19 protein-coding genes are annotated in these 24,228 nt (G+C 59.7%); 2 read left to right on the top strand and 17 right to left on the bottom strand.

The genetic code is table 11. The features are described 5' to 3' along the window. Window positions 1-52: 52 nt before the first annotated feature. The 17 genes from CXQ82_RS06655 to rpsB form a co-directional block, all read right to left on the bottom strand. Window positions 53-1,000: an acetyl-CoA carboxylase carboxyltransferase subunit alpha gene (locus CXQ82_RS06655; protein WP_003172288.1), complete on the bottom strand. Its 948-nt coding sequence runs from the start codon at window positions 998-1,000 to the stop codon at window positions 53-55. A gap of 138 nt (window positions 1,001-1,138) precedes the next feature. Beyond that, window positions 1,139-4,660: a DNA polymerase III subunit alpha gene (gene dnaE / locus CXQ82_RS06650; RefSeq protein ID WP_101267275.1), complete on the bottom strand. Its 3,522-nt coding sequence runs from the start codon at window positions 4,658-4,660 to the stop codon at window positions 1,139-1,141. Between the two features lie 76 nt (window positions 4,661-4,736). Continuing rightward, on the bottom strand, window positions 4,737-5,369 hold the full coding sequence (gene rnhB / locus CXQ82_RS06645) for a ribonuclease HII (protein WP_101267273.1): 633 nt from the start codon (window positions 5,367-5,369) through the stop codon (window positions 4,737-4,739). Next, window positions 5,366-6,505 carry a lipid-A-disaccharide synthase gene (gene lpxB / locus CXQ82_RS06640; protein WP_101267271.1) on the bottom strand — a complete coding sequence of 380 codons (1,140 nt, stop codon included), beginning with the start codon at window positions 6,503-6,505 and terminating at the stop codon, window positions 5,366-5,368. The genes rnhB and lpxB overlap by 4 nt, the downstream gene beginning before the upstream one ends. 2 nt (window positions 6,506-6,507) lie before the next feature. After that, a complete protein-coding gene (lpxA, locus tag CXQ82_RS06635) occupies window positions 6,508-7,284 on the bottom strand; it encodes an acyl-ACP--UDP-N-acetylglucosamine O-acyltransferase (protein WP_101267269.1) in 777 nt (258 codons plus the stop codon). Beyond that, window positions 7,281-7,721, bottom strand: coding sequence for a 3-hydroxyacyl-ACP dehydratase FabZ (gene fabZ, locus CXQ82_RS06630; RefSeq protein WP_003172281.1), 441 nt, complete (start codon window positions 7,719-7,721; stop codon window positions 7,281-7,283). Before fabZ ends, lpxA begins: the two co-directional genes overlap by 4 nt. A gap of 111 nt (window positions 7,722-7,832) precedes the next feature. Continuing rightward, window positions 7,833-8,888, bottom strand: a complete 1,056-nt coding sequence (gene lpxD / locus CXQ82_RS06625; protein ID WP_101267266.1) for a UDP-3-O-(3-hydroxymyristoyl)glucosamine N-acyltransferase — start codon at window positions 8,886-8,888, stop codon at window positions 7,833-7,835. 3 nt (window positions 8,889-8,891) lie between these two features. Beyond that, window positions 8,892-9,395 (bottom strand): OmpH family outer membrane protein, encoded by a 504-nt coding sequence (locus CXQ82_RS06620; protein WP_003172279.1) that lies wholly within the window; start codon window positions 9,393-9,395, stop codon window positions 8,892-8,894. A 45-nt stretch (window positions 9,396-9,440) separates the two neighbouring features. Then, window positions 9,441-11,828 carry an outer membrane protein assembly factor BamA gene (gene bamA / locus CXQ82_RS06615; protein ID WP_101267264.1) on the bottom strand — a complete coding sequence of 796 codons (2,388 nt, stop codon included), beginning with the start codon at window positions 11,826-11,828 and terminating at the stop codon, window positions 9,441-9,443. Window positions 11,829-11,902: 74 nt separating this feature from the next. Continuing rightward, window positions 11,903-13,255, bottom strand: a complete 1,353-nt coding sequence (gene rseP, locus CXQ82_RS06610) for a sigma E protease regulator RseP (RefSeq protein WP_101267262.1) — start codon at window positions 13,253-13,255, stop codon at window positions 11,903-11,905. Between the two features lie 40 nt (window positions 13,256-13,295). After that, window positions 13,296-14,486: a 1-deoxy-D-xylulose-5-phosphate reductoisomerase gene (gene ispC, locus CXQ82_RS06605; RefSeq protein ID WP_101267260.1), complete on the bottom strand. Its 1,191-nt coding sequence runs from the start codon at window positions 14,484-14,486 to the stop codon at window positions 13,296-13,298. Continuing rightward, the gene (locus tag CXQ82_RS06600; RefSeq protein ID WP_101267257.1) at window positions 14,483-15,289 is read right to left on the bottom strand and encodes a phosphatidate cytidylyltransferase; all 807 of its coding nucleotides are present in this window, start codon (window positions 15,287-15,289) and stop codon (window positions 14,483-14,485) included. The genes ispC and CXQ82_RS06600 overlap by 4 nt, the downstream gene beginning before the upstream one ends. Further along, window positions 15,290-16,045: a polyprenyl diphosphate synthase gene (gene uppS, locus CXQ82_RS06595; protein ID WP_101267255.1), complete on the bottom strand. Its 756-nt coding sequence runs from the start codon at window positions 16,043-16,045 to the stop codon at window positions 15,290-15,292. It lies immediately after the preceding gene. Window positions 16,046-16,062: 17 nt separating this feature from the next. After that, window positions 16,063-16,620, bottom strand: a complete 558-nt coding sequence (frr, locus tag CXQ82_RS06590) for a ribosome recycling factor (protein ID WP_003189163.1) — start codon at window positions 16,618-16,620, stop codon at window positions 16,063-16,065. After that, window positions 16,617-17,360 carry a UMP kinase gene (gene pyrH / locus CXQ82_RS06585; RefSeq protein WP_003172271.1) on the bottom strand — a complete coding sequence of 248 codons (744 nt, stop codon included), beginning with the start codon at window positions 17,358-17,360 and terminating at the stop codon, window positions 16,617-16,619. Before pyrH ends, frr begins: the two co-directional genes overlap by 4 nt. Window positions 17,361-17,568: 208 nt before the next feature. Then, window positions 17,569-18,432, bottom strand: a complete 864-nt coding sequence (gene tsf, locus CXQ82_RS06580; RefSeq protein WP_053254736.1) for a translation elongation factor Ts — start codon at window positions 18,430-18,432, stop codon at window positions 17,569-17,571. 202 nt (window positions 18,433-18,634) lie between these two features. After that, window positions 18,635-19,372: a 30S ribosomal protein S2 gene (gene rpsB, locus CXQ82_RS06575; RefSeq protein WP_003189158.1), complete on the bottom strand. Its 738-nt coding sequence runs from the start codon at window positions 19,370-19,372 to the stop codon at window positions 18,635-18,637. A 1,255-nt stretch (window positions 19,373-20,627) separates the two neighbouring features. On the opposite strand from rpsB, the gene map reads away from it, so the two are divergent. Together map and CXQ82_RS06565 are read left to right on the top strand one after the other, a co-directional pair. Continuing rightward, entirely contained in the window at window positions 20,628-21,410 is a 783-nt protein-coding gene (gene map, locus CXQ82_RS06570; protein ID WP_101267253.1) for a type I methionyl aminopeptidase, read from the top strand. A gap of 69 nt (window positions 21,411-21,479) precedes the next feature. Then, complete coding sequence (locus CXQ82_RS06565; RefSeq protein ID WP_101267250.1) at window positions 21,480-24,176, top strand: [protein-PII] uridylyltransferase; 2,697 nt, start codon at window positions 21,480-21,482, stop codon at window positions 24,174-24,176. Window positions 24,177-24,228 lie beyond the last annotated feature (52 nt).

Here is a 24,228-nt window from a genome sequence, read left to right as displayed (position 1 = left end):
GACACTCAGCAATCGGGAGCAAGCCCCCTCCCACATTGGTACTGCTGCGACTTTAGAGACCGTAGCTCATCAACCGCTCATAACGACGGGCCAGCAGCGCTTCGTTATCCAGCTTCTTGAGCATCGCCAGTTGCGAACCCAGCTCGGCACGGATGGTCGCGGCGGCAGCAGCCGGGTCGCGGTGCGCGCCGCCCAATGGCTCGGCGATGACTTTGTCGACGATACCCAGGCCCTTGAGGCGGTCGGCAGTGATGCCCATGGCCTCAGCAGCGTCCGGCGCCTTTTCTGCGGTTTTCCACAGGATCGAGGCACAACCTTCCGGCGAGATCACCGCGTAGGTCGAATACTGCAGCATGTTCAGCTGGTCGCACACGCCAATGGCCAGTGCGCCGCCGGAACCACCTTCACCGATCACGGTGGCGATGATCGGGGTTTTCAGGCGCGACATGACACGCAGGTTCCACGCAATCGCTTCACTCTGGTTACGCTCTTCGGCGTCGATACCCGGGTAAGCACCCGGGGTGTCGATGAAGGTCAGGATCGGCATTTTGAAACGCTCGGCCATCTCCATCAGGCGGCAGGCCTTGCGGTAGCCTTCCGGACGCGGCATACCGAAGTTGCGGCGCACTTTCTCGCGCACTTCACGGCCTTTCTGGTGACCGATCACCATCACCGGCTGGTCGTCCAGGCGAGCGATACCGCCCACGATGGCCGCGTCGTCGGAGAAGTGGCGGTCGCCATGCAGCTCGTCGAACTCGGTGAAAATGTGCTGAATGTAGTCCAGCGTATACGGACGGCGCGGGTGGCGGGCCAGGCGCGCGATCTGCCAGCTGGTCAGCTTGCCGAAGATGTCTTCGGTGAGCGTGCTGCTCTTGTCTTGCAGGCGAGCGATCTCATCGCCGATATTCAGCGAATTGTCATTGCCGACCAGGCGCAGTTCTTCGATCTTGGCTTGCAGGTCAGCGATCGGCTGTTCGAAATCAAGAAAATTCGGGTTCATAAGCGTCCGTCTTGGGTCGACGGCCAGGGCGTGCCTGGCCAGCCGGTGGTCTATTCGCGCCCTACCTTAAGGGAGAGGCGCGTTTAGGTCGAGATTAAATGTTCAGTCGAGATCAGGCTCAATACGATCGCCTGACCGTCAACGGTATTGGAGGAAGACGTTGTCTCGCCCGAACTGGTCACGCAAAGCTTGAATCAAGCCATCGGCGGGATCAATTCGCCACGTCTCGCCAAACTGCAACATGGCCTTGGCGTCGCTGCCGGTGTACTCCATGGTCACCGGGCACGCACCCCGGTGACGTTTGAGCAGGTCACCCAACCAGCGTAGCTGATCACCCTTGAGCGCCTCGGTTTTCACCTTCAAGCGCAGGCTTTCGGCCAAATTGGTGCGCGCGTCTTCCATGCTCATCACCCGCTTGATCCGCAGGCGCAGGCCGCCGGAGAAGTCGTCGTTGCTGACCTCGCCTTCCACCACCACCATGGCGTCGGTCTGCAACAGCGACTGCGCCGAATGGAACGCATCGGCAAACAGCGACGCTTCGATGCGGCCAGAGCGGTCGTCGAGGGTGATAAAGCCCATCTTGTCGCCCTTTTTGTTCTTCATCACCCGCAGGGCGATGATCATACCGGCAACGGTCTGGGTGTCGCGCGCCGGTTTCAGGTCGATGATGCGCTGGCGAGCGAAACGGCGGATCTCGCCTTCGTACTCGTCAATCGGGTGACCGGTGAGGTACAGGCCCAAGGTGTCTTTCTCACCCTTGAGGCGTTCCTTGAGGGTCAGCTCCTTGGCCTTGCGATGGTTGGCGTACACATCGGCGTCTTCTTCGACGAACAGCCCGCCAAACAGGTCGGCGTGGCCGCTGTCATGGGTGCGGGCAGTCTGCTCGGCGGCTTTGATCGCCTCTTCCATGGCGGTCAGCAGCACCGCCCGGTTGCGGTCGATATTCGCCTGGTAAGCCTTCGGCTCATCGTGGAAGTACGGGCCGAGGCGGTCAAGTGCGCCACTGCGGATCAACCCGTCGAGGGTGCGCTTGTTGATACGCTTGAGGTCCACCCGCGCGCAGAAGTCGAACAGGTCCTTGAACGGCCCATGCTGACGCGCTTCGGTGATCGCTTCCACCGGGCCTTCGCCCACGCCCTTGATCGCGCCCAGGCCATAGATGATGCGGCCTTCGTCGTTCACCGTGAACTTGAACTCCGAGGCGTTCACGTCCGGCGCGTCGAGGCGCAGCTTCATGGTGCGCACTTCCTCGATCAAGGTCACGACCTTGTCGGTGTTGTGCATATCCGCCGAGAGTACCGCCGCCATGAACGGCGCCGGGTAGTGGGCTTTCAGCCAGGCGGTCTGGTACGACACCAGGCCGTAGGCGGCGGAGTGGGATTTGTTGAAGCCATAACCGGCGAATTTCTCCACCAGGTCAAAAATGTTACCGGCCAGGTCGGCGTCGATATTGTTGGTTGCACAACCCTCAATGAAACCGCCGCGCTGCTTGGCCATTTCCTCGGGTTTCTTTTTACCCATGGCGCGACGCAGCATGTCTGCGCCACCGAGGGTGTAACCGGCCATGACCTGGGCAATCTGCATCACCTGTTCCTGGTACAGGATGATGCCGTAGGTCGGTGCCAGTACCGGCTTGAGGCCTTCGTACTGGTAATCGGAGTGCGGGTACGCCAGCTCGGCACGCCCGTGCTTACGGTTGATAAAGTCATCCACCATGCCCGATTGCAGCGGGCCCGGACGGAACAGGGCCACCAGTGCGATCAAGTCTTCCAGGCAGTCGGGCTTGAGCTTTTTGATCAGCTCCTTCATGCCGCGCGACTCAAGCTGGAACACCGCCGTGGTCTCGGCTTTTTGCAGCAGAGCGTAGGTCGGCTTGTCGTCGAGCGGGATAAACGCGATATCCAGGGGCGCTTCGTCGACCTTGGCGCGCTCGCGGTTAATGGTCTTGAGCGCCCAATCGATGATCGTCAGGGTCCGCAGGCCGAGGAAGTCGAACTTCACCAGGCCGGCCGCCTCCACGTCATCCTTGTCGAACTGGGTTACCAGGCCGTCGCCTTCCTCGTCGCAATAGATCGGCGAAAAGTCGGTCAGCTTGGTCGGCGCGATTACCACACCCCCGGCGTGTTTACCGACGTTACGCACCACGCCTTCAAGCTTGCGCGCCATGTCCCAGATTTCGGCGGCTTCTTCATCGATCTTGATGAAGTCGCGCAGGATTTCTTCCTGCTCGTAGGCCTTTTCCAGGGTCATGCCGACTTCGAACGGGATCATCTTCGACAGGCGGTCCGCCAGGCCGTAGGACTTGCCCTGCACCCGCGCCACGTCACGGATTACCGCCTTGGCCGCCATGGAACCGAAGGTGATGATCTGGCTTACCGCATTGCGGCCGTATTTCTCGGCCACGTACTCGATCACGCGGTCGCGACCATCCATGCAGAAGTCGACGTCGAAGTCGGGCATGGATACCCGTTCCGGGTTCAGGAACCGTTCGAACAGCAGGTCATATTCCAGTGGGTCGAGGTCGGTAATCTTCTGCACATAGGCCACCAGCGAGCCGGCACCCGAGCCCCGGCCCGGGCCTACCGGCACGCCGTTACTTTTGGCCCACTGGATAAAGTCCATTACGATCAGGAAGTAACCGGGGAACCCCATCTGGATGATGATATCCAGCTCGAAATTCAGCCGATCGACATAGACCTGGCGCTTGGCGTCGTAATCTTCGGTGGTGTCCTTGGGCAGCAGAACGCTCAGACGTTCTTCCAGGCCGTCGAACGACACCTTGCGGAAATACTCGTCGATGGTCATGCCATCGGGGATCGGGAAGTTGGGCAGGAAGTGCTTGCCCAGCTTCACTTCGATATTGCAGCGCTTGGCGATCTCGACGGAGTTTTCCAGGGCCTCGGGCAGGTCGCTGAACAGCTCGGCCATCTCGTCGGCGCTTTTGAGGTACTGCTCTTCGCTGTAGTTCTTCGAGCGGCGCGGGTCATCCAGGGCCCGGCCTTCGCCGATGCACACGCGGGTTTCGTGGGCTTCGAAATCTTCTTTCTTGATAAAGCGCACATCGTTGGTTGCGACCAGCGGCGCGCCCAGCTTGTCGGCCAGGGCCACGGCGGCGTGCAGGTGCTCTTCATCGTTGGGGCGGTTGGTGCGCTGCACTTCCAGATAGAAGCGGCCCGGGAACACCTGCATCCACTCGCGCGCCAGTACCTCGGCCTCCTGCGGGTTGCCGCCGAGCAGCGCAATACCGACTTCACCCTCTTTGGCGGCCGACAACATGATCAGGCCTTCGCTGGCCTCGGCCACCCATTCGCGCTCGATGATCACCGAGCCGTTGCGCTGGCCGTCGATAAAGCCACGGGAAATCAATTCGGTAAGGTTGCGGTAGCCCACGCCGTTCATCGCCAGCAGGCTGATGCGGCTCAGGGCGTTGTCCGGGTCTTTGTTGGACAACCACAGGTCGGCGCCGCAGATCGGCTTGATGCCCGCGCCCATGGCGTTCTTGTAGAACTTGACCAGGGAGCACATGTTGTTTTGATCGGTCACCGCAACCGCAGGCATATTCATGCCCACCAGGGTTTTGACCAGCGGTTTGATCCGTACCAGGCCGTCGACCAGGGAGTATTCAGTGTGCAGGCGCAGGTGAACGAATGAAGCCGGCATAAAGATCCTGTCTTGATACATGGAAACAACAAGGCCCGGATTGTACCGGGCCTTGAGCAAAACATCAGCCTCGCGACTAAACCTCGCTGAGGCTCTCACGCAGCTCATACGCCTGGCGTACCGGGGCGAACGAGCGGCGATGGATCGGCGTAGGACCGAGCCGGGCCAAGGCTTCCAGATGAACGGGCGTTGGGTAGCCTTTGTGGCCGCCAATGCCGTAGCCCGGGTAGATCAGTTCGAACGCGGCCATTTCCCGGTCGCGGCTGACCTTGGCCAGGATCGAAGCGGCGGCGATGGCCGGCACCTTGCTGTCACCCTTCACCACCGCTTCAGCCGGCATCGCCAGCTTGGGGCAACGGTTGCCATCGATCATCGCCAGCTTGGGCGTGATGTGCAGGCCTTCCACCGCGCGCTGCATGGCCAGCATGGTGGCGTGGAGGATATTCAATGCGTCGATTTCTTCGACTTCGGCCCGCGCGATGTGCCAGCTCAGGGCTTTTTCACAGATCTCATCAAAGAGCTTTTCGCGGCGCGCTTCGGTGAGTTTTTTCGAGTCGTTGAGGCCGAGAATCGGGCGATTCGGGTCGAGGATCACCGCCGCCGTCACCACCGCGCCGCACAATGGGCCACGGCCTACTTCGTCAACGCCGGCCACCAGTTCGTGGGCTTCGGCAACCAGGCTGAAATCCAGGCCCATTTGCGCACTCATAAAGCTTCCTGTTTTTGGCCGATCAAGCTCAATACGGCGTCGGCAGCCTGATTCGAGGCATCGCGACGCAGGGTGCGATGGATCTCGTCAAAACCACGAGTCTGTTCTTCGCCGTCGTCGATCAAGGGTAGTAGGGTTTGCGCGAGAGCCTCGGGCGTTGCAGCGTCCTGCAACAACTCCGGCACCAACAGGCGCTGGGCCAGCAGGTTGGGCAAGGAGATATAAGGGCTCTTGACCATGCGCTTGAGAATCCAGAACGTCAGCGGCGCCAGGCGATAGGCAACGACCATCGGGCGCTTGTACAGCAAGGCCTCCAGGGTGGCCGTGCCCGACGCGATCAGCACCGCATCACACGCTGCCAGGGCCAGGTGCGACTGGCCATCGAGCAGGGTCAATGTCAGGTTGCGGCCTGCCAGCAGCGTTTCGATCTGCGCACGGCGTTGCGGGCTCGCACAGGGCAACACGAAACGCACGCCGGGTTTCAAGGCTTGCAGGCGCTCGGCGGCATCGAAAAATACACTGGCCAGGCGGCCGACTTCGCCGCCACGACTGCCCGGCATCAATGCCACGAGCGGGCCGTCAGGCAAGCCCAGTTCGGCACGCGCGGCTGCACGATCAGCGTGCAGGGGAATGGCGTCGGCCAGGGTATGCCCGACAAAACGCACCGGCACGCCCTTCTCTTCGTAGAACCTGGCCTCGAACGGCAACAGGGTCAACATCAGGTCGCAGCCTTCGCGGATTTTCAGCACGCGCTTCTGCCGCCACGCCCACACGGACGGGCTGACGTAGTGCACGGTCTTGATCCCGGCCTGACGCAACTTGAGTTCGATATTGAGGGTGAAGTCCGGTGCGTCGATTCCGATAAAGACGTCGGGCTTTTCTTCGATCAGGGTATGAATCAGCAGCTTGCGGCGGGCCAACAGCTCGCGCAAGCGGCCCAGCACCTCGACCAGACCCATGACCGACAGGCGCTCCATGGGAAAGTAAGAAGTCAGGCCTTCGGCCTGCATCAGCGGGCCACCCACGCCGATAAACTCCACCGCGGGATGCTGGGCCTTGAGCGACCGCATCAGACCTGCACCGAGAATATCGCCGGAAGCTTCCCCGGCCACCAGCGCGATACGCAGAGTGGCCATGATCAGCGGGTGATGCCGCGGGTCGACGCCTGGATCGTGTCACGGAACACCGCGACTTCCGGGAACAACGCTGCCGACTCGGCCAGTTGGGTCAATGCCTGGTCCACCGTCAACCCCTGGCGGTAAACCACCTTGTAGGCGCGGCGCAGGGCGTGGATCGCCTCTTCGCTGAAACCACGACGGCGCATGCCTTCGAAGTTCATGCTACGGGCTTCGGCCGGGTTGCCGAACACGGTGACAAACGCCGGGACGTCCTTGCCGATGGCGGTGCCCATGCCGGAGAAACTGTGGGCGCCGATATGGCAATACTGATGCACCAGGGTAAACCCGGACAGGATCGCCCAATCGTCAACGTGCACATGGCCTGCCAACGCGGTGTTGTTGACCAGGATGCAGTGGTTGCCGATCACGCTGTCGTGGCCGATATGGGCATAGGCCATGATCAGGTTGTGATCACCCAGGGTGGTCTCGGCACGATCCTGCACAGTGCCACGGTGAATGGTCACGCCTTCACGAATGATGTTGTGATCACCGATTACCAGGCGTGTTTCTTCACCCTTGTACTTCATGTCCGGGGTGTCTTCGCCTACCGAGGAGAACTGGTAGATGCGATTGTGTTTGCCAATGCGGGTCGGACCTTTGAGGATCACGTGCGGCCCGATGACAGTCCCCTCGCCGATTTCCACACCTGCGCCGATGATCGACCAAGGGCCGACCTCAACGTCGGCGGCCAGAACGGCCGACGGATCGATGATTGCGCGAGGGTCAATCAAACTCATAGTTTGCGTTCCGCGCAGATGATCTCGGCGGAGCACACCGGCTTGCCATCCACCGAGGCCTGGCATTCGAACTTCCAGATCTGGCGCTTGCAGCTGATGAACTTGGCTTCCAGGATCAACTGGTCACCTGGGGTGACAGGGTTGCGGAAACGCAACTTGTCGGAGCCCACGAAATAGTAAAGCGTGCCGTCGGCAGGCTTGAGGTCGAGCATTTTGAAACCAAGGATACCGGCAGCCTGGGCCATCGCTTCAATGATCAATACGCCCGGCATGATGGGATGCGCGGGGAAGTGACCGTTGAAGAACGGTTCGTTGATGCTGACATTCTTGTAGGCACGAATGCGCTTTTCCTCAACATTGAGGTCCACTACGCGGTCCACCAGCAGGAACGGGTAACGGTGAGGCAGGTATTCGCGAATCTCGTTGATGTCCATCATTTCGGGGGGAAGCCTGTAATAAAGATTGGGGGCGGGCGGACTGAAAGCACGCCCCGCTAGCAAATCAAGGAGGCAGTCTAGCGGCTGTGCACACTTGATATGGAAATGGTATCAGCCTTCTGATGAAGCATTACCGCCAGGGGTCACGTCTCCAACACGCTTTTCCAGCTGTTTGAGGCGTCGAGCCATGTCGTCAAGCTGCCTCAGCCGTGCTGCACTCTTACGCCATTCAGCTGCGGGCTGCATGGCGGTACCGGAAGAATAGGCCCCAGGCTCAGTAATCGAGTGGGTCACCATGGTCATGCCGGTGATGAAAACGTTGTCGCAAATTTCGATATGCCCCACCAGCCCTACGCCACCGGCGAGCATGCAATGCTTGCCGATCTTGGTGCTGCCGGAAATGCCCACGCACGCCGCCATGGCGGTGTGATCGCCAATCTGCACGTTGTGGGCGATCTGGATCTGGTTGTCGAGCTTCACGCCATTACCGATCACGGTATCGGCCAGGGCCCCACGATCGACAGCGGTGTTGACACCGATTTCCACGTCGTCGCCGATCAATACGCCGCCGACCTGGGCAATCTTGTTCCAGATGCCTTTGGAGTTGGCGAAGCCGAAGCCTTCACCCCCAATCACGGCACCGGACTGGATAACCACACGCTCACCGATACGCACATCGTGGTACAGGGTCACGCGGGGCGCCAACCAACCATCGGCACCGATTTCGCAGCGCGCGCCGATAAAGCAATGCGCGCCAACCGTTACACCGGCCGCAATGCGTGCACCGCTCTCGATCACCGCGAACGCACCGATGCTGGCCGCCGGGTCAACCTGGGCATCCTCGGCGATAACCGCTGAAGGATGAATACCGCTGGCTGCCTTGGGTTTCGGATCGAACAGATGCGACACCCGCGCATACGCCAGGTACGGATCGGCCACCACCAGCGCATCCCCGTCAAACCCTTCGGCGTCAGCGGCTTTGAGCAATACGGCTGCGGCCTGGCTGTCGACAAGGTATTTACGGTATTGAGGGTTTGCGAGGAAGCTCAACTGAGCTGGGCCAGCCTCCTGCAAGGTGGCTAGCCCAGTGATTTCTTTCTCCGGGGAGCCACGCAAGGTGGCCCCCAGGAACTCGGCCAACTCGCCGAGCTTGATAGTCGCGGTCATGGCTTACTTCAGCTGGTTCATGCGCTCGATCACCTGGCGGGTGATGTCGTATTGAGGCTTGACGTCGATTACCGCGCCACGCTCGAACACCAGGTCAAAGGCACCTTTCTTGATGACTTCTTCCACTGCGCTGTCGAGTTTCGGCTTCAGCTGTTTCAGCATTTCACGGTCAGCAACAGCCTTGGCTTCGTTCAGCTCCTTGGACTGGAACTGGTAGTCACGGGCCTTTTGCTTGAATTCAAGCTCCAGACGCTCGCGCTCGCCTTGCTGCATTTTGTCGCCGCCAGCTACCAGACGATCCTGGATGCCCTTGGCGCTGCTTTCCAGGGTCTTGAGCTTGGTCAGTTGCGGACCGAATTTTTTCTCGGCATCCACGGCGTACTTCTTGGCCGCATCGGATTCCAACAGGGCCATCTGATAGTTCAGAACGGCGATTTTCATTTCGGCGAAGGCCGGGGTGGTTACCAGCACAGTTGCCAGCAGAACCAATTGAGTCAACTTACGCACGATGTACTCCTACAGAATCCGTTGTCGTTATCTTGGGTCAGACGCTTAGAACGTCTGGCCGAGGGAGAATTGGAAAATCTGGGTTTCAGCGTTATCCGGTTTCTTGATCGGCATGGCCAGAGCAAAGCTCAATGGGCCAAGCGCAGTCACCCAGGTCACACCCACACCCACGGAGCTTGCCAAGTTGCTGAGGCTCACGTCGTTGCATTGAGTGTTGGACTTCACGCCACTCGGGTTGGTGACCTGTTCGCACTTGGAGTCGAACACGTTACCCACGTCCCAGAAGACCGAAGTACGCAGCGAACGCTGATCCTTGACGAATGGCAGCGGGAACAGAATCTCCGCACCACCCTGGATCAACACGTTACCACCGAATGGCAGCGGGTCATCGTCGGAGTCAACTACGGTGCCCTGGTTACCGGTTACACCCGCACCACGGCTCGGTGTACCACGTGGACCCAAGGTACTGTCCTTGAAACCACGTACGGAGTTGAAGCCACCGGCATAGTAGTTCTCGTAGAACGGCAGACCATTGGTAGAGCCATAACCGTCGCCATAGCCCAGCTCTGTGTGCAGGCGCATGGTGTAGTTGTCGCTCAACGGCTGGAACAACTGGCCGCGATAATCAAGTTTGAAGAACGACAGGTCGCTGCCCGGCGTGGTGGTTTCCAGGGTCAGGCTCTGGGAGTGGCCACGGGTTGCCAGTACGCCTTTGTTCAGGGTCGACTCGGACCAGCCGGCAGACGCCTTGAAGTTCAGGAACTTGTCACCTTCACGACGGGTGAAGTCGAAGATCTCGTCCACAGTGTAGACACCGGTCTTGATCTCATCCTGCTGCGCGGTCAGGCCGAAGGTCAGACGCGAAGTCTCACTGATCGGGTAACCGATGTTCACACCGGCGCCGAGGCTGTCGATCGCATAGCTTGCAACGTCAACGTCGAGGTCTTTGTAGTCGGTGGTGCGGTAGAAGGCGTTGTAGCCCAGGCTCACACCGTCAGCAGTCCAGTAGGGGTCGGTATAACCGAAGTTATAGCGGCTCTGGTATTCGCTTCGGGTCAGGCCGATGGAGACACGGTTACCGGTACCGAGGAAGTTGTTCTGCGTAATGGAACCACCGAGGATCAGGCCGGCGCTCTGCGCGAAACCGACGCTGGCGGTGATGGAACCCGACGCTTGTTCTTCCACGGCGTAGTTCACGTCAACCTGGTCATCCACACCCGGTACGGCCGGGGTTTCGACGTTCACTTCCTTGAAGAAGCCCAGGCGCTCAAGACGGGTCTTGGACTGGTCGATCAGGTAAGTCGACGCCCAGCCACCTTCCATCTGGCGCATTTCACGACGCAACACTTCGTCCGCAGACTTGGTGTTGCCACGGAAGTTGATGCGGTTAACGTAGGCACGCTTGCCCGGGTCAACGACAAAGGTGATGTCCACGGTGTGGTCATCATCGTGCGGCGTCGGCACGCCGTTGACGTTGGCGAAGGTGTAGCCCTCGTTACCCAGGCGACGGGTGATCAGTTCGGACGTGGTGGTCATCAGCTTGCGCGAGAACACCTGGTCTTTCTGGACCAGCAGCAAGGCCTTGACCTGGTCTTCAGGTACTTTCAGGTCGCCGCTCAGCTTGACGTCGCGAACCTTGTACTTCTCGCCTTCGTTAACGTTGACGGTGATGTAGACGTGCTTCTTGTCGGGGGTGATGGACACCTGGGTCGAAGCGATGTCCATATTGATATAGCCACGGTCCAGGTAGTAGGAACGCAGGCGTTCCAGGTCACCGGAGAGTTTTTCACGGGCGTACTTGTCATCGTTCTTGAAGAACGACAACCAGTTGGTGGTCTTGAGCTCGAACAGGTCGATCAGGTCTTCATCAGCGAACTTGGTATTGCCTACCACGTTGATGTGCTGAATGGCCGCCACGGTGCCTTCGTTGATGTTGACCTTGAGGCCGACACGGTTACGAGGCTGCGGCACCACTTCCGTTTCCACGGTCGCGGAGTAGCGACCCTGGGCGACGTACTGGCGTTGCAGTTCGTTACGCACACCTTCAAGGGTGGCGCGCTGGAAGATCTCGCCCTCGGCCAGACCGGACTGTTTCAAGCCCTTCATCAAGTCTTCAGTAGAGATCGCCTTGTTGCCCTCGATCTCGATACTGGCGACGGATGGTCGCTCGACGACGGTGATGACCAGGACGTTACCTTCGCGACCCAGTTGGATGTCTTGAAAGAAACCGGTTTTGAACAGCGCACGAGTGGATTCCACCAGGCGACGGTCATCGGCCTGTTCACCAACGTTCAACGGCAAAGCACCAAAGACGCTACCCGCGGAAACCCGCTGGAGGCCGTTGACGCGAATATCGGAGATGGTGAAGGACTCGGCGTGAACTTCGGCGATCATCAATACGGTGAGAACCGCAGTTAGCAGCAGACGTTTCATGAAGTCCTTTCTTATTCCAACTGGCAATAAACAAACTGCCGCAAAATGCGGCAGATTCGCAATTCAGCGAAGCGTTACAGTCGACCCAGATCGTTGACAAGGGCTAACAACATCACCCCGACCACCAAACTGATACCGATCTGTATCCCCCAACCCTGCACCCGATCCGACAAGGGGCGACCACGCGCCCACTCGACCAGATAAAACAACAGATGCCCCCCATCCAATACTGGAATGGGCAGCAAATTCAGAACACCCAGGCTAATACTCAGATAAGCCAGGAAATTCAGGAAATCCGCGACACCCGACTGGGCAGAAGCGCCCGCCACTTTAGCAATGGTTATCGGTCCACTCAAGTTTTTTACCGAGAGCTCGCCGAACAACATTTTCTTGAGCGATTCGAGGGTCAGCACACTCATGGTCCAGGTGCGTTTTGCACCCTCGCCAATCGCTGCCAACGGCCCGAAACTGACCTCACGCACCATCGACGGTGGCCACTCGGGACTCTTGACGCCAGCCCCCAGGTAACCCCCGGCCGCCTTGGCCTCGCCGCGAACCGACAAGGTCACGGGGACGTCGATTTGAGCCCCTTCGCGCTCAACTTTCAGCACAATTTTGGTATCAGGACGTACACGCACCAGGTCGACCACCTGTTGCCAGTCGCCCAGCGCCTGGCCATCGAGGGCCAGGAGGCGGTCGCCGGTTTTCAGGCCTGCCGCCTGCGCCGGCCCCTTCGGATCCAGCTCGGCGAGTACCGGCGGCAACGATGGACGCCACGGGCGAATCCCCAGGGACTTGATCGGATCAGGCTCGTCAGCGCCCTTGAGCCAATGGTCCAGGGTCAGCTCACGCGGGGTCTCGGCGCTGGAATCCTGCTCGCGCACCACCACATTGACGGTACCGCTTTCGCCCAGACGACGAACCAGTTGCAAGTTGACCGCACCCCAACCCGTGGTGGGTTCGCCATCAATGGAAACAATTTCCTGCCCGGCGACCAGGCCAGCCTTGGCCGCCATGCTGTCCGCCTCGACCGCGCCGATCACCGGACGCACCTGCTCACTGCCGAGCATGGCCAGGACCCAGAAGAACACCATCGCCAGCAGGAAGTTGGCGATAGGGCCTGCAGCGACAATGGCAATACGCTGACGAACGGTCTTGCGATTGAAGGACTGGTCCAACTGATCCGCCGGGACTTCGCCTTCACGCTCATCGAGCATCTTGACGTAGCCACCCAACGGAATGGCCGCAATCACGAACTCGGTGCCACGACGGTCGTGCCAGCGCAACAGCGGCATGCCGAAACCGACGGAAAAGCGCAATACCTTGACGCCGCAACGACGCGCCACCCAGAAGTGGCCGAATTCGTGGAAGGTAACCAGCACACCCAGAGCAACCAGGGTGCCGACGATCATGTAAAGCGCACTCATCTAATTTCTCCGCATTCCAATCCAGTGCCTGAAGGTCAGACTAACGCGCGTTGCGGCTCAACCATTGTTCGGCCAGGGCCCGAGCCTTGGTATCCGCTTCGAATACCGCCCCCAGGTCGTCCACCGCCACTACAGGCTCAAGACCCAGAACGTCCTCGATGATACTCGCGATCTGCGGAAAGCGGATGCGCCGTTCGAGAAACGCCGCCACCGCTACCTCGTTGGCCGCATTAAGCATAGCCGGCGCGCTGTTGCCCGCCTGCGCCACTTGCCGCGCCAGGCGCAGGCAGGGAAAGCGCTGCTCGTCCGGCGCTTCGAAGTCCAGCCGGCCGATCGCAAACAGGTCCAGGGGCGCCACGCCAGAGTCAATACGCTCCGGCCAGGCCAGGGCATTGGCGATGGGCGTGCGCATATCGGGGTTACCCAACTGCGCCAGCACCGAGCCGTCCACGTAGTCGACCAGGGAATGAATCACACTTTGCGGGTGGATCACCACCTCGACCTGATCAGGCCGGGCGTCGAACAACCAGCACGCCTCGATCAATTCCAGGCCTTTATTCATCATGCTCGCCGAATCGACGGAAATCTTGCGCCCCATCGACCAGTTGGGGTGTGCGCAAGCCTGATCGGGAGACACATGCTCCAGCTCAGCCAACGGAGTTTGCCGAAAGGGCCCACCGGACGCCGTAAGCAGAATCCGGCGCACGCCCACTTGGCTCAGCCCACGGGCAAAGTCACCGGGCATGCACTGGAAGATGGCATTGTGCTCACTGTCGAGGGGCAACAGCACGGCGCCGCTTTTGCGCACCGCCTGCATGAACAACGCACCGGACATCACCAATGCTTCTTTATTGGCCAGCAGGATCTTCTTGCCGGCGTCGACGGCGGCCAAGGTCGGACGCAGGCCAGCGGCACCGACGATAGCGGCGACCACGGTATCCACCTCGGCATCGGCCGAGACCTGGCACAACCCCTCCTCGCCCACCAGCACTTGAGTGGCCAGCCCGGCAGCCCGCAGATCATCCTGCAGACCCCGCGCGGCGGCAGCCTCAGGCACCACGGCAAAGCGCGGCACATGGCGTACGCACAATGCCAGCAACTCGCTCAGACGGGTGAACCCGGTCAAGGCAAACACCTGATAGCGGTCCGGATGGCGGGCGATCACGTCCAGGGTGCTCAGGCCTACCGAGCCAGTTGCACCCAGCACGGTTACTTGTTGCAGGCGGCTCACGAAGCGATCATCCACAACAGCACGGCGAAGATCGGTATGGCCGCCGTGAGGCTGTCGATACGATCCAGCACACCGCCATGACCCGGCAGCAGGTTACTGCTGTCTTTGATCCCGGCCTGGCGCTTGAACATGCTTTCGGTGAGGTCGCCCACCACCGAAATAAACACAACGATGGCGGTACCCAGCAGCGCCAGGAAGGTTTCCTTCACCGACCAGCCACGCACCACACCCACCCCGAGTGCGATCAGCAGCGTCAACGCGAGGCCACCGTACACGCCTTCCCAACTCTTGCCAGGGCTGACCGCCGGTGCCAGCTTGCGCTTGCCGAATGCGCGACCGGAGAAGTAGGCGCCGATATCGGCACCCCAAACCAGCACCATGACCGCCAGGATCAGCCAGTTACCCAGGGGGTAACGCTTGATATCCACCAACCCCTGCCAGGCCGGCAGCAGGATCAACAGGCCAATCACCAGCTTGCAGGCCACGCTGGACCAATGCGCACTGGTTTTCGGATATGTCAGCACCAGGAATGTCGCCAGCGCCCACCACAGTACCGCTGCGCCCAGCACCCACGGCGCGACGTCCGGCAGGATGTACATCAGGAACAGCAACACCGCCACGACCACGGCATACACCACACGCGGCAATTGTGCGCTGAAGCCCGCCAGGCGCGCCCATTCCCAGGCGCCCAAGGCCACTACCAGGCCGATAAACAGCGCAAAGCCTGCGCCATCGAGCAGGAAAAACCCGCACAAGGCGATCGGCAACAGGATCAGTGCTGTGATGATTCGTTGTTTAAGCATTTAAACCCGGGCTCCAGCTTCGATCTGCTCGCTCGTTTTACCGAAACGACGCTGACGGGAAGCGAAATCGGCCAGCGCAGTACGCATGGCATCGTGTTTGAAGTCCGGCCAGAACAGGTCGGAGAAGTACAGCTCGGTATAGGCCAACTGCCACAACAGGAAGTTGCTGATGCGGTGTTCGCCACCGGTACGGATGCACAAGTCCGGCAACGGCAGGTCGCCGGTGACCAGGCAGGTTTGCAACAGTTCGGGCGTGATGTCGTCCGGCCGCAGATGGCCGGCTTGCACTTCGCGGGCCAGCCGCTGTGCAGCCTGGGCAATATCCCACTGGCCGCCGTAGTTGGCTGCAATCTGCAGCACAAAACGATCGCTGCCTGCGGTAATGGCCTCGGCTTCGCGCATGGCCGCTTGCAGCTCCGGGTGGAACCGCGAGCGATCACCGATGATGCGCAGGCTGATGTTGTTGTCGTTGAGGCGCTTGGCCTCACGACGCAAGGCCTTGAAGAACAGGTCCATCAAGGCACTGACCTCCTCGGCCGGGCGCTGCCAGTTCTCACTGGAGAAGGCGAACAAGGTCAACACTTCGACCTTGGCCTCTGCACACACCTCAATCACAGCCCGTACCGCATCGACACCCGCTTTATGCCCGGCAACACCTGGCATAAAGCGTTTCTTCGCCCAGCGATTATTCCCATCCATGATGATCGCGACATGGCGCGGCACCACAGAAGGTACAGTCTGCTTGGTCTTTTCCATGAAGGCGTCCTGACCCCTTATACGGCCATCAGGTCCTTTTCTTTTTCTTCGGTGGCCTTGGTGATCTGGGCCTCGGCATCTTTGGTCAGCTTGTCGATATCAGCCACGGCACGACGCTCTTCGTCTTCGCTGATTTCCTTGTCCTTGACCAGCTTCTTCAGGTCACCCAAGGCATCACGACGGATGTTGCGCACGGCAACACGCGCGTCTTCAGCTGCACTGCGTGCCTGCTTGGTGAAGCCCTTGCGGGTTTCTTCGGTCAGGGCCGGCATGGAGATCAGCAGCAGCTCACCCAGGTTGGTCGGGTTGAGGTTAAGGCCGGCGCTCTGGATAGCCTTGTCGACGGCAGCGAGCATGTTGCGCTCGAAAGCCACCACTTGCAGGGTGCGCGAGTCTTTCACGGTAACGTTGGCCACGCCGCTCAGCGGGGTGTCGGAGCCGTAGTAAGGCACCATCACGCTACCCAGGATGCTCGGGTGAGCTTTACCGGTACGAATCTGGCCGAATGCATGGCTCAGAGACTCCAGGGATTTCTGCATACGCGCTTGGGCGTCTTTCTTGATTTCGTTGATCATTGTTGGCCTTCCTCGATCAGAGTCCCTTCCGCGCCGCCGTGTACGATATTCAGCAGGGCGCCGGGCTTGTTCATGTTAAATACGCGCAGCGGCATCTTGTGGTCGCGGCACAGGCAAATAGCCGTCAGGTCCATCACACCCAGCTTGCGATCCAGCACTTCATCGTAGGTCAGATGATCGAACTTCTCGGCATGCGGGTCTTTGAATGGGTCTGCGGTGTACACGCCGTCCACCTTGGTGGCTTTAAGCACTACGTCGGCATCGATCTCGATGGCGCGCAGGCAAGCAGCCGAATCCGTGGTGAAAAACGGGTTGCCGGTACCGGCGGCAAAAATAACCACCTCTTTGGCGTTCAAATGGCGCATGGCTTTGCGGCGATCATAGTGATCAGTCACGCCGACCATGGAAATAGCCGACATCACGATAGCCGAGATATTGGCACGCTCCAGGGCGTCACGCATGGCCAGGGCGTTCATCACAGTGGCCAGCATGCCCATGTGGTCGCCAGTGACTCGGTCCATGCCAGCAGCACTGAGTGCCGCACCACGGAACAGGTTACCACCGCCAATTACCAGGCCGACTTGTACGCCGATACCGACCAGTTGGCCGACTTCCAGCGCCATGCGGTCGAGTACCTTGGGATCGATCCCGAACTCTTCCGAGCCCATCAGGGCCTCGCCGCTAAGCTTGAGTAGAATGCGTTTATAGCGAGCCTGATAACCACTGCCCTGCTGAGCCATTGCGAATCTCTCCTGCGGCGTATTTTAAAAATTCTTGGCGAGCCGTTTACGGCTTGCGTTCACTCTAGCTGGACGCTGTCACAGCGCCATCGGAACACGGCTTTGTAAGCCAGTTCCAAGGGGAAGCCAAATAAAATCGGCCTGCCCATTTGAAAAGAGGCTGCGCGCGTGAGCGGGCAGCCTCTTTCGGGCGACAGTTGAAACTGTCTTATTGCTTGGCGGCAGCCAGCTGGGCAGCAACTTCTTCAGCGAAGTTGTCGACCGGCTTCTCGATGCCTTCGCCTACTTTGTAGTAAGTGAAGGAAACGATTTCAGCACCGGCTTTCTTGGCCAGTTCGCCAACCTTGATTTCAGGGTTCTTGACGAACGCCTGCTCAACCAGGCTCGCTTCAGCCAGGAACTTGCTGATACGGCCTTTGATCATGTTTTCAACGATGTTTTCTGGCTTGCCGGCGATCTTGTCAGCATTGAGGCTCAGGAACACGGCTTTTTCGCGCTCGATTGCGTCAGCGGACACTTCCGATGGCAGCAGGAATTCAGGGTTGCTGGCCGCTACGTGCATAGCGATGTCTTTGGCCAGTTCAACGTCGCCGCCTTTAAGGGCAACCACAACGCCGATTTTGTTACCGTGCAGGTAACCACCAACCACATCACCTTCAATGCGAGCCAGGCGACGGATGTTGACGTTTTCGCCAACCTTGCCGACCAGTACCAGGCGATCAGCTTCTTGAGCTTCGATCAACGGCTCAACGGTGGTCAGCTTGTCGTCGAATGCTTTCTTGACGCTGGCAGCAACGAACGCCTTGAAGTCGTCCTGCAGAGCCAGGAAGTCGGTCTGGGAGTTCACTTCCAGCAGAACGGCAGCCTTGCCGTCTTCAACCAGAGCGATAGCGCCTTCAGCCGCTACGTTACCGGCTTTCTTGGCAGCCTTGATGGCGCCCGAAGCACGCATGTCATCAATGGCTTTTTCGATGTCGCCGCCGGCCTTGGTCAAGGCCTTTTTGCAATCCATCATGCCTTCGCCGGTGCGCTCGCGCAGTTCTTTAACCAACGCTGCAGTAATCTCTGCCATTTCAAAATCCTCTTGGATAGGTTTTCAACCATTCCACCCGATCAAACGGGCGATCAATTCTTCCCGAATCACCGTTGTAGGCCGCTGCACGTTACAGTCGCTAGGTTGCGCTGCCACAAGTGGCGCCGACAAACGGTTTTCGAGGTGGCAAAAAGGGGGCCAAGCCCCCTTTTTGCTTACTGAGTCAACGCCAGGGCGTCAATTACTCAGCGGCAGCTACCGGAGCTTCTTCAACGAACTGCTCGGTACCACCAGCAACGTGGTTGCGACCACGGATTACAGCGTCAGCCATCGAACCCATGTACAGCTGGATAGCGCGGATTGCGTCATCGTTGCCTGGGATGATGTAGTCAACGCCTTCCGGGCTGCTGTTGGTATCGACTACGCCGATAACAGGGATGCCCAGCTTGTTGGCTTCGGTGATCGCGATGCGCTCGTGATCAACGTCGATAACGAACAGTGCGTCAGGCAGACCGCCCATGTCCTTGATACCACCCAGGGAACGATCGAGCTTTTCCAGGTCACGGGAGCGCATCAGCGCTTCTTTCTTGGTCAGCTTGGCGAAAGTACCGTCTTCGGCTTGTACTTCAAGGTCACGCAGACGCTTGATGGAAGCACGGATGGTTTTGAAGTTGGTCAGCATGCCGCCCAACCAGCGGTGATCGACGTACGGCGAACCGCAACGTGCTGCTTCTTCAGCAACGATCTTGCCAGCGGAACGCTTGGTGCCGACGAACAGGATCTTGTTTTTGCCCTGGGCCAGACGCTCTACGAAAGTCAGAGCTTCGTTGAACATTGGCAGGGTTTTTTCAAGGTTGATAATGTGAATCTTGTTACGCGCGCCGAAAATGTATTTACCCATTTTCGGGTTCCAGTAACGGGTCTGGTGACCGAAGTGCACACCGGCCTTCAGCATATCGCGCATGTTGACTTGGGACATGATAGTTCCTTAATAAGTCGGGTTTGGCCTCCACGTATCCCAATGACCAACCAGCGGCATCAAGGCCTCCGGCACCCAGGTCATCGTGTCGACACGTGTGTGGATTTAAGCTTTGCGGGGTATCCCCGGAAAGCGGCGCATTTTATACCACACGAAGGGCGAAAACGAAACCCGCAATCACGTTTGCCTTTCGTGATGGTTATGCAAGCCTTTGATTAGAGGCGAGAAGCTCCGGTTTATAGGGGCTTCAGTTGGGCCTCGCTGGTCTGCTGGGGGGGTATATGCGTTGGTGGGGTGATGGCGGCTATGGGTTCCGCCCTTACGGCGGGTCACTTTTGGAAAGGAGCCCCAAAAGTAACCAAAAGGGCTCTTGCCCCACCACTCGGTACCTCGCCTCCGGCTCGGTATGCCCGCACGCAGGCTTGAATTCGTGGGCCGCCGCGATGGGCCATCCTTGGCCCATCGCGGCTAACCTGGCGTCCTGCCAGGTTACCCACGAATTCAAACCCGCGTGCGGCCAGCGTGGTTGATGGGGCGCCTAGATCAAGATCAAGATCAACATCTACAGCACGGCGGCCTGGAAGCCGACCTGAGTGGTTGAAGCAGATCGAGAGCGCAGGCAGAGCGAGAGGCAAAGCAGATCCAGAGCGTTTTTCTGTAGCCGCTGGCTTGCCTGCGATCGCCTCGACTGTTTGTTCCTGATCGACCAAGGCGCCTGCATCGCCGGAAAGCCAGTAAAGGTATCTGCCCTTGATCCAACCACTCAGGTCGACTTTCAGGCCGCCGTGCTCTGCTCTTGATCTGCTTTGGCTTTTGATTTTGATTTAAGGCGCCCCGTCAATCACGCTGGCCGAACGCAGGCTTTGGAGCGTGGGCAACCCGGCAGGACGCCGGGTTAGCCGCGCTGGGCCATGGATGGCCCATCGCGGCGGCCCACGGTCCAAAGCCGGAGTGAGGGCACACCGAGCCGGAGGCGAGGTGCCGAGTGATGGGGCGAAGACCTTTTGGTTACTTTTGGGTCTTTCCAAAAGTGACCCGCTGTAAGAGCGGAACCATACTCAGCCGTTACCACAACAACGGATATGCACTCATCAACATAACCCCCCCATAGATAGAAGCGATGATCAGACGCTCATGACTTGCCCCCATCGTCTGATAGAATCGCGTTTTCTGAGGCTTGTGCGAATTCTGTAACCTTTTGTCGCACGCCCGTAAACCGTATTGATTTCAGCGCGTCGCGCTAGAGAGAGCCTGTATGACCGTTAGTTTGAAAACCGCCGAAGACATCGCCGGCATGCGCATTGCCGGCAAACTGGCTGCCGACGTGCTGGAAATGATCGCCGAACACGTCAAGCCCGGCGTCACCACCGAAACACTCAACCAGATCTGCCACGACTATATCGTCGACGTGCAAAAGGCCATCCCTGCGCCACTGAACTACAAAGGCTTCCCCAAGTCGATCTGCACCTCGGTCAACCACGTGGTTTGCCACGGGATTCCAGGCGACAAGCCGTTGAAGGACGGCGACACCCTGAACATCGACGTTACCGTGATCAAGGACGGCTACTTCGGCGACACCAGCCGCATGTTCCACGTCGGCACCGTGCCGGTCTGGGCCGAGCGTTTGTCCCAGGTCACCCAGGAATGCATGTACAAGGCCATCGAGATCGTCAAACCCGGCTGCCGCCTGGGCGACATCGGTGAAGTGATCCAGAAGCACGCCGAAAAGAATGGCTTCTCGGTAGTGCGTGAATTCTGCGGCCACGGCATCGGCACGGTCTTCCACGAAGAACCGCAGATCCTGCACTACGGCCGCGCCGGCACCGGCATGGAGCTCAAGGCTGGCATGACCTTCACCATCGAGCCGATGATTAACCAGGGCAAGGCCGACACCAAGGTGCTGGGCGACGGCTGGACCGCCATCACCAAGGACCGCAAGCTCTCGGCCCAATGGGAACACACCCTGCTGGTCACCGACACCGGCTACGAGATCTTCACCCTGCGCGCCGACGACACGATTCCACGTATTTCGGCGTAATAAAAGGGTTACCAAGGTTTTCCCAAACTGTGTTGTGACTGACTGATAGATAGAAAGGAAAGCCGATCGATGCCCCAGGTGGATCCCGAACTCTTCGACCGTGGCCAGTTCCAGGCCGAACTGGCCCTGAAGGCGAGCCCCATCGCCGCTTTCAAGAAGGCGATCCGCCAGGCCCGCGAGGTGCTCGATGAGCGCTTTCGCAGCGGCCGGGATATCCGCCGGCTGATCGAGGACCGCGCCTGGTTCGTCGATAACATCCTGCAAAAGGCCTGGGAACAGTTCAGTTGGAGCGAAGACGCCGATATCGCCCTGGTGGCGGTCGGTGGCTACGGGCGCGGCGAGCTGCACCCCTACTCCGACATCGACCTGTTGATCCTGCTGGACAGCGCCGATCATGAGATTTTTCGCGACTCCATCGAGCGTTTTCTGACGCTGCTGTGGGACATCGGCCTGGAAGTCGGCCAAAGCGTGCGCTCGGTGGACGAATGCGCCGAGGAGGCCCGCGCCGACCTCACCGTGATCACCAACCTCATGGAAAGCCGTACCATCGCCGGCCCCGAGCGCCTGCGCCAGCGCATGCTCGAAGTCACCAGCACCGCACATATGTGGCCGAGCAAGGAGTTTTTCCTGGCCAAGCGCGCCGAGCAGAAGGCTCGCCACCACAAGTACAACGACACCGAATACAACCTGGAACCCAACGTCAAAGGCTCGCCGGGCGGGCTGCGGGATATCCAGACGATCTTGTGGGTTGCCCGGCGCCAGTACGGCACCCTGAACCTGCGCGCCTTGGCCGGCGAAGGTTTCCTGGTGGAGAGCGAAAACGCCTTGCTGGCCTCGTCCCAGGAGTTCCTGTGGAAGGTGCGCTACGCCCTGCATATGCTCGCCGGGCGCTCCGAAGACCGCCTGCTGTTCGACCACCAGCGCTCCATCGCCACCCTGCTGGGCTTTGAAGGCGAAGACGCGAAGACCAGCATCGAAAGCTTCATGCAGCAGTATTACCGAGTGGTCATGAGCATTGCCCAGCTCAGCGACCTGATCATCCAGCACTTCGAAGAAGTGATCCTGGCCCCCGAAGACGAAGCGCCGCCGCAGCCGATCAATGCGCGCTTCCAGCTGCACGACGGCTATATCGAAGCGCGTAACGACAACGTGTTCCGCCGCACCCCGTTTGCCATGCTGGAAATCTTCGTGCTGATGGCCCAGCAGCCGGAAATCAAAGGCGTGCGCGCCGATACCATCCGTCTGCTGCGGGAAAACCGTCACTTGATCGACGATGATTTTCGCAACGATATCCGCAACACCAGCCTGTTTATCGAGCTGTTCAAGTGCAAGATCGGCATCCACCGCAACCTGCGGCGCATGAACCGCTACGGCATCCTCGGGCGCTACCTGCCGGAGTTCGGCTTTATTGTCGGGCAGATGCAGCATGACCTGTTCCACATCTATACCGTGGACGCCCACACCCTGAACCTGATCAAGCACCTGCGTAAGTTGCAGTACACCCAGGTGTCAGAGAAATTCCCGCTGGCCAGCAAGCTGATGGCCAAGTTGCCCAAGCCGGAGCTGATCTACCTGGCCGGCCTGTACCACGACATCGGCAAAGGCCGGCACGGCGACCACTCCGAAGTCGGCGCCGTGGATGCCGAGGCTTTCTGCCAGCGCCACCAGTTGCCGCTGTGGGACAGCCGCCTGATTGTCTGGCTGGTGCAGAACCACTTGGTGATGTCGACCACCGCGCAGCGCAAGGACTTGTCCGACCCGCAGGTGATCCACGACTTCGCCGGCATCGTCGGCGATGAAACCCGCCTCGACTACCTGTACGTGCTGACCGTCTCCGACATCAACGCCACCAACCCGACCCTGTGGAATTCCTGGCGCGCCAGCCTGTTGCGCCAGCTCTACACCGAAACCAAGCGCGCGTTGCGCCGCGGCCTGGAAAACCCGGTAGACCGCGAAGAACAGATCCGCCGCACCCAAAGCGCAGCCCTGGATATCCTGGTGCGCGGCGGCAACGACCCGGATGACGTCGAGCAACTGTGGTCGCAACTCGGTGACGATTACTTCCTGCGCCACACCGCCGGCGACGTGGCCTGGCACAGTGACGCGATCCTGCAGCAGCCGGCCGATGGCGGGCCATTGGTGCTGATCAAGGAAACCACCCAGCGCGAATTCGAGGGCGGCACGCAGATCTTCATCTACGCCCCCGACCAGCACGACTTCTTTGCCGTGACCGTGGCCGCCATGGACCAGCTCAACCTCAACATCCATGACGCCCGCGTAATCACCTCCAGCAGCCAGTTCACCCTCGACACCTACATCGTGCTCGACACCGAAGGCGAGTCCATCGGCGATAACCCGGTGCGGGTGAAAAAGATCCGCGAGGGCCTGACCGAAGCCTTGCGCAACCCGGACGACTACCCGACCATCATCCAGCGTCGGGTGCCGCGCCAGCTCAAGCACTTTGCCTTCGCGCCCCAGGTGACCATCTCCAACGACGCCCAGCGCCCAGTCACCGTGCTGGAGCTCAGCGCACCGGACCGCCCAGGCTTGCTGGCACGCATCGGCGGGATTTTTCTGGAGTTCGACCTGTCGCTACAGAACGCCAAAATTGCGACCCTCGGCGAACGGGTGGAAGACGTGTTCTTCATTACCGACGCCGACAACCAGCCGCTGTCCGACCCGGAACTGTGCCGCCGCCTGCAGGAAGCCATCGTGCAGCAGTTGAGCGTGAGCCAGGAACCCGAGCTGACGCGCCTGACCATTTGAGTGGAGCTTATGTGGGAGGGGGCTTGCCCCCGATTGCGGCGGGTCAGCCAAT

Origin of the sequence: Pseudomonas sp. S09G 359 (genome assembly GCF_002843605.1) — a bacterium.
In the GTDB taxonomy this organism is placed as follows: Bacteria; Pseudomonadota; Gammaproteobacteria; order Pseudomonadales; family Pseudomonadaceae; genus Aquipseudomonas.
This window is presented reverse-complemented; position numbering and strand designations above follow the sequence as displayed.

Bases quoted from the DNA above. Each gene is read 5' to 3' on its own strand.
- CXQ82_RS06655 (WP_003172288.1), bottom strand. From the start codon at position 1,000: ATGAACCCGAATTTTCTTGATTTCGAACAGCCGATCGCTGACCTGCAA.
- dnaE (WP_101267275.1), bottom strand. From the start codon at position 4,660: ATGCCGGCTTCATTCGTTCACCTGCGCCTGCACACTGAATACTCCCTG.
- rnhB (WP_101267273.1), bottom strand. From the start codon at position 5,369: ATGAGTGCGCAAATGGGCCTGGATTTCAGCCTGGTTGCCGAAGCCCAC.
- lpxB (WP_101267271.1), bottom strand. From the start codon at position 6,505: ATGGCCACTCTGCGTATCGCGCTGGTGGCCGGGGAAGCTTCCGGCGAT.
- lpxA (WP_101267269.1), bottom strand. From the start codon at position 7,284: ATGAGTTTGATTGACCCTCGCGCAATCATCGATCCGTCGGCCGTTCTG.
- fabZ (WP_003172281.1), bottom strand. From the start codon at position 7,721: ATGATGGACATCAACGAGATTCGCGAATACCTGCCTCACCGTTACCCG.
- lpxD (WP_101267266.1), bottom strand. From the start codon at position 8,888: ATGACCGCGACTATCAAGCTCGGCGAGTTGGCCGAGTTCCTGGGGGCC.
- bamA (WP_101267264.1), bottom strand. From the start codon at position 11,828: ATGAAACGTCTGCTGCTAACTGCGGTTCTCACCGTATTGATGATCGCC.
- rseP (WP_101267262.1), bottom strand. From the start codon at position 13,255: ATGAGTGCGCTTTACATGATCGTCGGCACCCTGGTTGCTCTGGGTGTG.
- CXQ82_RS06600 (WP_101267257.1), bottom strand. From the start codon at position 15,289: ATGCTTAAACAACGAATCATCACAGCACTGATCCTGTTGCCGATCGCC.
- uppS (WP_101267255.1), bottom strand. From the start codon at position 16,045: ATGGAAAAGACCAAGCAGACTGTACCTTCTGTGGTGCCGCGCCATGTC.
- frr (WP_003189163.1), bottom strand. From the start codon at position 16,620: ATGATCAACGAAATCAAGAAAGACGCCCAAGCGCGTATGCAGAAATCC.
- pyrH (WP_003172271.1), bottom strand. From the start codon at position 17,360: ATGGCTCAGCAGGGCAGTGGTTATCAGGCTCGCTATAAACGCATTCTA.
- tsf (WP_053254736.1), bottom strand. From the start codon at position 18,432: ATGGCAGAGATTACTGCAGCGTTGGTTAAAGAACTGCGCGAGCGCACC.
- rpsB (WP_003189158.1), bottom strand. From the start codon at position 19,372: ATGTCCCAAGTCAACATGCGCGATATGCTGAAGGCCGGTGTGCACTTC.
- map (WP_101267253.1), top strand. From the start codon at position 20,628: ATGACCGTTAGTTTGAAAACCGCCGAAGACATCGCCGGCATGCGCATT.
- CXQ82_RS06565 (WP_101267250.1), top strand. From the start codon at position 21,480: ATGCCCCAGGTGGATCCCGAACTCTTCGACCGTGGCCAGTTCCAGGCC.